Origin of the sequence: Roseinatronobacter ekhonensis, assembly GCF_900499075.1 — a bacterium.
GTDB classification, from domain to species: Bacteria; Pseudomonadota; Alphaproteobacteria; order Rhodobacterales; family Rhodobacteraceae; genus Roseinatronobacter; species Roseinatronobacter ekhonensis.
The window spans coordinates 1-8,077 of record NZ_UIHC01000080.1 but is presented as its reverse complement, the minus strand read 5'-3'; the positions used below and the strand labels follow the sequence as shown (position 1 = coordinate 8,077).

Annotated in this window: 10 protein-coding genes; 2 read left to right on the top strand and 8 right to left on the bottom strand. The window is 52.1% G+C overall.

Translation table 11 applies throughout. From position 1 onward, the window contains the following. Positions 1 to 305 precede the first annotated feature (305 nt). Together ROE7235_RS18055 and mobQ are read right to left on the bottom strand one after the other, a co-directional pair. Positions 306 to 530, bottom strand: coding sequence for a hypothetical protein (locus ROE7235_RS18055; RefSeq protein WP_121097081.1), 225 nt, complete (start codon positions 528 to 530; stop codon positions 306 to 308). Then, positions 527 to 2,122, bottom strand: coding sequence for a MobQ family relaxase (mobQ, locus tag ROE7235_RS18050; protein ID WP_183073575.1), 1,596 nt, complete (start codon positions 2,120 to 2,122; stop codon positions 527 to 529). Before mobQ ends, ROE7235_RS18055 begins: the two co-directional genes overlap by 4 nt. Positions 2,123 to 2,282: 160 nt before the next feature. Here mobQ and ROE7235_RS18045 point away from each other — a divergent pair, with 160 nt between their 5' ends. Together ROE7235_RS18045 and ROE7235_RS18040 are read left to right on the top strand one after the other, a co-directional pair. Next, positions 2,283 to 2,534, top strand: coding sequence for a hypothetical protein (locus ROE7235_RS18045; RefSeq protein WP_121097076.1), 252 nt, complete (start codon positions 2,283 to 2,285; stop codon positions 2,532 to 2,534). Positions 2,535 to 2,556: 22 nt separating this feature from the next. After that, the gene (locus ROE7235_RS18040; RefSeq protein WP_121097073.1) at positions 2,557 to 4,251 is read left to right on the top strand and encodes a type IV secretory system conjugative DNA transfer family protein; all 1,695 of its coding nucleotides are present in this window, start codon (positions 2,557 to 2,559) and stop codon (positions 4,249 to 4,251) included. 236 nt (positions 4,252 to 4,487) lie between these two features. Here the strand turns inward: ROE7235_RS18040 and ROE7235_RS20255 are convergent, their stop codons facing one another. The 6 genes from ROE7235_RS20255 to ROE7235_RS18010 all read right to left on the bottom strand — a co-directional run bounded on the left by ROE7235_RS20255 (position 4,488) and on the right by ROE7235_RS18010 (position 7,793). Next, positions 4,488 to 4,637 carry a hypothetical protein gene (locus tag ROE7235_RS20255; RefSeq protein ID WP_183073574.1) on the bottom strand — a complete coding sequence of 50 codons (150 nt, stop codon included), beginning with the start codon at positions 4,635 to 4,637 and terminating at the stop codon, positions 4,488 to 4,490. Positions 4,638 to 4,662: 25 nt separating this feature from the next. Then, complete coding sequence (locus tag ROE7235_RS18025) at positions 4,663 to 4,854, bottom strand: hypothetical protein (RefSeq protein WP_121097064.1); 192 nt, start codon at positions 4,852 to 4,854, stop codon at positions 4,663 to 4,665. Between the two features lie 244 nt (positions 4,855 to 5,098). Then, a complete protein-coding gene (locus ROE7235_RS19980) occupies positions 5,099 to 5,806 on the bottom strand; it encodes an HNH endonuclease (RefSeq protein WP_147434262.1) in 708 nt (235 codons plus the stop codon). Positions 5,807 to 5,846: 40 nt separating this feature from the next. Continuing rightward, complete coding sequence (locus ROE7235_RS18020) at positions 5,847 to 6,257, bottom strand: MerR family transcriptional regulator (RefSeq protein ID WP_121097062.1); 411 nt, start codon at positions 6,255 to 6,257, stop codon at positions 5,847 to 5,849. A gap of 114 nt (positions 6,258 to 6,371) precedes the next feature. After that, entirely contained in the window at positions 6,372 to 6,821 is a 450-nt protein-coding gene (locus ROE7235_RS18015) for a hypothetical protein (protein WP_147434261.1), read from the bottom strand. Positions 6,822 to 6,833: 12 nt separating this feature from the next. Continuing rightward, complete coding sequence (locus tag ROE7235_RS18010) at positions 6,834 to 7,793, bottom strand: replication initiation protein (protein ID WP_147434260.1); 960 nt, start codon at positions 7,791 to 7,793, stop codon at positions 6,834 to 6,836. Positions 7,794 to 8,077 lie beyond the last annotated feature (284 nt).

Sequence of the window (8,077 nt, the reverse complement as noted above, 5' to 3'; positions counted from 1 at the left end):
TCCAGTGGTAGGATACTAACACTGGACACTGGACACCAAGACACTCGAAAATTTGAGGATTATCAATGGAAAACTCCAAGCCATTGCTCGGCTACGCCTCACGAAATGCGGAATCCGCCAGAGGCGGATGCTTGGCTTTAGAAGAATGAGGGGCTGTCTGCCCCTCAAACTCCCCGAAACCACTGACGAAATGAATGGAAAGAAAAGGCGGATTCTGCTAAGATGAAAAGGCAGTCGAGCGTAACCTGCGAGATTGCCGATTTGAATGACGGCCTGTCCTTGTGGCAGGTCGTTTTCATTTTTGCTTAGAAGGGGATGCCGTCGCCCTTGGCTGCAAACTCTTGCGCTTCGGCCTCTGCATCGCGCCAGACCTGCACCACGTCAACGCAACCCTGTGCATCTTCGAGGCTGAAACCTAGCTGCTTGGCAACGGCCTCCAAGGTGATTTCACCATCAAGATATTGATCGCACAGAATGCGTGACAGGGGCGGGCTATCGTCAAAATCAGGCGGTTCTTGGCTGTCGGTCATGATGGCGTGTTTTTTCCTCCGCCTCGCGGTGATTTTGGTTTGCGCTCGATGCCTTCGCCGCGCTCCCGCGTCCAAGGTCGTTTGTTGTCATTCGTGCCAAGTTCGCGCTGCCAAGGTTTGGGCGGCTTCTTCTCACCATCAAGCCGCGTGTCGTTGATCTGTTTTCGTTCATCAAGGCTCAAGCGGTCAGATGGTTCTGGCGGCGCCAAATTTTCGCGCTGAGAGGGCGCGGGCGATTTATTTGGCACTGGTGGCCGTGACTTCGCCTTGGCCTCTGTACGGGCTTTATTTGGCGTTTGCGGGGCATTGTCATTCGCCCGTTTGAAATCGGGCGCGGCAGATTTGGCGCGGTCAATGAACGGCGCGGTTGTCGGCGTGGCGCTGCGCTCGGCTTTTGCCCGCCCTTTAAGCTGTTCTTTCCGCCGTTCGATGGACGTGTTCGACTTGGCTCGCAAACCGTCCATGCGCTCGTTATGGCGCTTTTTCTCTAGGTTTATATGGCGTTCGAGTTTGTTTCTTTGCTCGTTTTCGCGCTGTTCCATCGAACGCAATGTTGCGGCCAAGTCCTCGCGGTGGGTGCTGTCGTGTCTGGTTTTTCCGAATACATCGCGCAGAATTTTGCGAACGCCTTTCGCCTGCAACTTTCTCTCGATCGTTTCAAGCTCGGCCTTGATCGTGGCTTTGGGCGTTCCGTAGGTGTCCGCAAGCTCGCGCTCTAGATTGCCGCGCCGCCTGTCATGCTTCTGCGATAGATCCAGCCCTTGCAGATCTAACGCCGCTTCAAGCTCCTGCTGTTTGCGATCTTTCCATTTCTCAAAGTTTGATTGTCTGAGGCTGATTTCCTGCTGCACGGCGAACTGTTCGGCGTACATTTGCGCCCGCAACTGGTTGCGCTCCTGCCGCTCTCGGTTCTCGTCACCAATGCGCGAACGCTTACCCTTTTTCTCCATGTCGTTGGCCGTTGGGCCGAGGTGCTGCGTGGGTTCTCTATCCACGCCCTGCGCCTCATAGCTCCGATGGTCAACGCGAGCTTGGTGGCCGTGCCGCTCAAGCTGACGGTTCTGGTGGTGCGCCCACTGTTCCCGCCAGTTGGTGAGATTATCGGGGCTGTTCCAGTCTCGATTTTTCTTGCCAAAGCCATCGCTCGTTAGCTCACGCATGGTGAGCATAACGTGCGCATGGTGGTTGCGATCATCGCCGCCGTGTCCTGACGGCTCGTGAATCGCAACATCGGCAATCATGCCTTGATTGACGAACTGCTCCTGAACGAACCCACGGGCAAGCTCAAGGCGTTGCTCGCGGTCTAGTTCATGGGGCAAACTCAACTGGATTTCGCGGGCAAGCTGTGCATCGCCTCGGCGCTCAACAGCTTCAACCGCGTTCCAGAGTTGAGCGCGGTCGTGCATCCATTCGGGGGAATTATCAGGCGTGATAATTTCACAGTGGATCACGCCCGCCTTGCGGCCATAGTCGTGGGCTTCGCCTGTGCGCTCATCATACAAACGGGACGCAGACCGATAGGCAGCGGAGGCAATCGCAGATTTGCCTTCGCTCCGTTTGATGATTTGCGCACTCAAGCGATAGTCCGCCACGCTCGCCGCCCTTCCTTCTTCCGTTTTGTAGAAACGGAACGCACACATTCTTTAGAATGTATAAGTGCGCACTTCACTTTGTTTGTGAAACCCTCTCCGTTTGCCATAACCTACATAATTATGGTAATCTGTCAAATATGAACGCCAGAAAGAGGAACAGATGTCACGCAAAACGCCAGAGGAAAAGCTACAAGAGCTTGAGCAGAAAAAGGCGCAACTTGCAGCACAGATCACACGCACCAAAGCCCAAGTTAGAGGGCAAGAGCGGAAACGTGACACCCGCCGCAAAATCATTGCAGGAGCATTGGCTCTCGAACACGCTGAACAAGACACACAGTTCGGACAAGCGCTCAAATTCTTATTGGACAAGCACGTAACACGGCCAGCAGATCGCGAACTTTTCGACCTCTAGCCGAATTTCAGGACTATCAAATATGTGGAGCGATCCAAGCCAGCACCCCTTTGAAGCGGGTGAACTTTTCCTCGGTCATAAAGACGGGCAAGAAATCGGGATCAAGACCGAACGCCATGCAATCACCATTGCGGGCGCTGGCTCTGGTAAAGGGACAAGCGTTATCATCCCGAACCTGCTGCGGTGGACGCACAACGCGCTTGTGATTGATCCCAAGGGGGAGAACGCCGAAGCCACTGCCGAAGCGCGTGAAGCTATGGGGCAAACTGTCCATGTCCTCGCGCCCTTTGGTGCAAAGAAAGTGCCTGAACGCTTCCATGCAACCTACAACCCGCTTGATGAACTTGACCCTGACGCGCTGACCATCAAAGAGGATATAGACGCGATTTCAGACGGCACAGTGATGCGGGCAGACCCTGAAGCGGCAAATTGGGATGATGGGGCGCAAACCGTCATTTCTGGCCTGATCGCGCATGTGCTTATGACGGCTGAACCAGCCAAAAAGAACCTGATCGAAGTGCGCAATATTTTGCGCAATGACGACAGGCTGGCAGAAGCCGCCGAAGCCATGAAGGACATGGAAGAATGCGCGGGCGTGGCGCAAGAGGCCGCGTCAACGATCATGGCAAAAGAGGGCAACTATTACATTTCCAACGCTCGCAAAAATACCAAATGGCTGGACAGTAAGGCCATGGTCGAAGCGCTCTCAACGTCCAGTTTTTCACTGGCGGATTTGAAGAACGAAAACACCACTGTATTTTTGGTGTTACCTGCCAACTATCTAGGGCAGCATGGGCGGTTTCTTCGTCTGTTTGTTCGCGCTGGCATCGAGGCGATGGCAAAGGAAACCGAAACAGGCGAACTGCGCGACAAGCAATGTTTATTTATGCTGGACGAGTTTTTCGCTCTTGGTCGTATTGATGAAATAGCCACGGCATCAGGCTTGATGCGTGGCTATGGCTTACAGCTCTGGCCAATCCTTCAAGACCTCGGCCAGCTCATTGATATGTACGGTCGGGAAGGCTCGGAAACGTTTTTTGCGAACGCTGACCTGCACCAATTTTTTGGCAACACTGACCCGCTCACACTGGAACAAATTTCAACGCGCCTCGGCGTTACGAACATGAGTGAAGTGCCTTTGCCTCCTGCCGCCCCTGCGCCCGTTCCTACGGGCATCGGTGAAGGCTTGTTGAGCATGTCGGCTCAATCCCAAAGGAAGGCTTACAAGGGCATGGGGATGGCTCTCGGCGGCGCTATGGCTCTTGCTGAAAAGAGCCACCATGCGAATGCCCAAAGTCGCTACCAAGACGAAATGAACCATTATCAACGGTATATGTCCGAACACGGCAAGCCCCGTATGCCGCCCGATCAGGTGTCGGCCTTGATCCGCAAAAAATCGGACGTGGTAGCAGATCACATGATCTGTTTTGTGTACGGGCGCGAACCGCTTTTGTTAAAGCCCGCGCCGTATTTTCGAGCGATTGAAACGCCGCCAGAAGCCGTTTCTTCACAAGCTCCCACTGCGCCCGCCTTCTATGTTAAACAGGAAGAAATTACCGCTGTTTTGATAATCGTTGCCTTTTTGAGTGGTGGCGTGTGGATTGGCTGGGCGGTTTATGGGGGCTGGATGGGTCTTGTTGGCGGCGGCGTTTTGGGCGTGGCTGTTTCCCTTGCCCTAGATTACTTCGGCATTCTCGGATCATCGGACGAGGACTAATTTTTCGGTGAGGGGATAGCCGCGCCAAATGAGTTTTTCGGCATTTGATCGAGTCTGCGCTGCCAGCTTAGCCCTTCCATCATTTCTTCGACGGTGAAGCCACGCTTGCGGCAAAAATCGAGCCATGTTTCGCCTGTCCTATAGTCCCTTTTCATCAGGTAACTGGTAATCTCGCGGGCGCTGTCGTCAAAAGTCTCGTGTAATGTCATAACGCAAAATAGGTAACATATACTGACCTATTCTGTCAAAGTTATCTCAATGCTCACCAGTTTTTCGCCGTGGTCGTACCCGTCCACGGTTGGATTCCACTTCTCGAAAAGCTCGCGTGATTTCTTGCTCTCTGGGTGCATCGTTCCCCAGATCAGCGAGCCGCGTTCATCAAGCACGGCATAGCCTTTGAACCTGCGGCGCTTAGGCTGCATCGTCTTTCTTTGGCAGGATCACAAAACGGCCAGACACGGCCAGCCCTGCCCTTAGCTCGCATGAAATAGCGCCTTTTTCAGACTGCCACGCGCTGCCGATGTTGGTGAAATGGCTTTTCACCTCGCCGTTGCTGCTGGTGTATTCCTCGGCCAATAAAACGTCATGTGTTGGTTTGCTCATTGTTAAAATTCCTTTCTAAAATAGCATCTTACATGAAAAAGACCCTCTCGATAAGCGTTCTTTAAATCGTAAGGCTGTTTCAGGCTATCGCCTGAAACCCTGCCGCGTGGCGAACGTGGGGTAGCAACTGGAAAGCGGAATCTGGGCGAGTGGTGCGGGCGCAGACCAGGCGCGGCACTCTTCGCCGTGCCTAGTCGAGCCTCGGTCGCACTGATTGCGCTTGTAAGGCGCGAGGGTGAAACCCTTAGGGATGGGTCGTTTCTAAGGCAACGGCAGCGTCCATATCAGGGATTAGCTTACCCGCTCCAAGATCGTCCAATGCTTGGAGTCTCTCTTGAAACTCCTCCTCTGAAAGAACACGCGCTCGATACAAATTGCGCAGATGTGTATCGGCTGATTTTTCACTCTTTTTATTGTTACAGCTTCGACACGCCGCAACTATGTTTTTATATCCACCATCGCCTTCTGGGCGAGACACAACGTGCTCCATTACGTAGTTATTTCGGTCAAGTGATGCAAAGCAATAGAAGCATCTACTACCCTCTCGAATGAGTATCGCCTCTCTTCCAACGGGATCTTTGAAGAAATCTAGATCTTCAACGCTCAACGCCTCTGGCGCTTCTTCGATAATCCGAAAATATTCCGTTTCCGTTGGTAGTTTAACATGCAGAACTGTTCCAGTTCTTCCTGAATCTATCTTTTTTATTAAACCCTTATCCTCAAGAGATTGAATTTTTTTTGTCATTGTAGCTTCTGACATTGGGCGGCTGCCGTCACCTGAGCCAAAACCCATTTTTTTTGCGGCCGTCCTCATTCCAATTGTAACCTTGTCACTACCTTCGAGATAGCTATGCCTAAACAAATAAATAAAAATAGCTTGCTCATATACACCAAGAACTGGTGCCACATGATCTGAAAAAACCTGTAATTCTTGACCAATCTCAAACTTCAATGGATCAACCTCCAGAGTTCTATTTCTAGCGAACCTACTATCAACCAATAAGCCGTGCCAGCCAGCCCTTGCGGGGCTGGTTCTTCTCGCTCTTATCCTCGATCAAAGCCGTGGCTTGGTGCTTCCATGCGTCACGATCCGAGCGCAAATCTTCGATTGTGCGCTGTGCATCGTCATAACGTTGATCTGCTAGTTCAAGTTTGGCTTTCAAGATACTGTTTTCAATGCGTTCTTCGGCTGTTTCGGTTTGTTCGATTGGTGCGTTTTGCGAACGTTCTTCCGTTTTGCGTGGAAAGACCCTGAAAAGCTCACTCGCCTCGATCTTAAAGCCTCGAGCCGTTTTCGCTGCCACGCTCAACTCGCCGTTATCAATGGCTTTTTTTATCGTTGATTTAGCTTTGCCTGTTTCCTTGGCCGCTTGGCCAATGGTGAAATATGTGCTGTTTTCCATGTTGTTTTTGCCCGTTTCGGTTTGTTCTTTGCGAACGTTTTTGTGCGTTCAGCGTACACCATGACGGGGTAGGGGGGAAGACTGGCCGAAAAGCTGTCCACCTTTTTACTTAGGCTAGTCGTATCGGCTCAATATTTCAAAATTAGGGTTAGCCATGTCGATTTCAGGTTTCACTTTAGCAACGATAAAGCCCGCCCAACCGAAGCGCTGATCGTGTCCATCAGGCACAACCTCTTTTGAGTGCAACATGGGAACCCAGATAACTACATCATCGGGCTTTAAGGGATCACCTTTCCCGCTTGGGGTCTGGGCTATCACAATAAAACCCCCGTCATTTGAAGCTACCTTGAGAGTTGCCTTTTGTGTTCCATCGCTCTCGACCTTCACAGGGTTTTCTGTGCCAAACTCCTTAGAGGAATCCATAACTAGAGCGACTATCCCCTGCTTGGGAACAATATCTACATGACCAAACTCACATTGATATTCTAGAAATGCTGCACCGCTTTTGAACGGTAGCTTTTGGGGCAAACCAGAAATTTTGCTCTTCTTTTTAAACGGCCACAATGGGCAACCCTCCTACTTAAATCCCGCATTGCGCATGATCTCGTTCGCGCCCTGCTTCTTCTTCCAATCTAAAAACTGGCTGTATGTGCCGCCATGATTTTCGAGCTGCCAGTTCTGCCATTCCTCACGGTTTTCCACCTTTTGCGCATCAGTCAGAGGCGGGGCATCGTCCTGCATCCTGTTCATGTGACGCGCTGCGCTTGGCTGCTCGTTTTCCTCGTCTGTAACCCGTGCTTCGTCTATAGATTTCCACTCCCAATCAAAGCGAACGCTTGCCACGGCGCGGCCTACTTTTTCGGGCTTCATGGTGACTGTCACCGTGCCAAAATCGTTGATTTCCTTTAAAGCAGGGTCAAGCACTCGGAACTTAAAATTGTTCCACCGTTCATAAGACTTCTTGTCCTGAACGCCTGTGATCTGGCGCAGCTCGTCTACGCCATACGTCCAGTGCTTTTCTCTCATGCGTTTCTTGTCTGCCAAGCCCGCATAGAGCCGCCGTGCTGCGCCCTTGAGCTTATAAGCGGCAAAGGCTTCGATCTTGGCGAACGTTTCAGGCGCACGAATGGCCTTGATTGCTGCTGGTGGTATCAAAAGGCGTGTGACCGCGCCGCCTTGTTCAATGTGCCATTCTGCCAGCACAACAGCGCCCCACGGGTCACCGCGATACTCTCCGTGTATCTTCACGCCCGTTAATCGTTCAAGGCACTCTCGTAGCCAAACGTTATCATTGCGGCCACCTTCACCGCGCAGCCGTGCGGATGGGATTTCGAGCCACATTGCATCGCTTGCATTCGCCGGCACGCGCCGCTTGTCGAGTTCGTCACCGATCACCCATAGCGCCGTGACCATAGCGGGCGTAAGGCGTTTTTCGCCTGTGGGGATAAGAAGCGATGATGAGATAGTTAGAGAATCCATTCGACTACAATAAAGCAACATTTGTAGCGCGGCAAAGCCTATTTTCGTAGTTTCCACACCCTCCCTGTTGTAGTCGCTTCCCCTCCCTGTTGTAGTCGCTTCCCCTCCCTGTTGTAGTCGCTTCCCCTCCCTGTTGTAGTCGCTTCCCCTCCCTAACTTAGTCTTCAACCCTCTTTGATGTAGTTTTTCAGCCCATAGTGTCAGTGTCTTGGTGTCCAGTGGTAGGATACTAACACTGGACACTGGACACCAAGACACTCGAAAATTTGAGGATTATCAATGGAAAACTCCAAGCCATTGCTCGGCTACGCCTCACGAAATGCGGAATCCGCCAGAGGCGG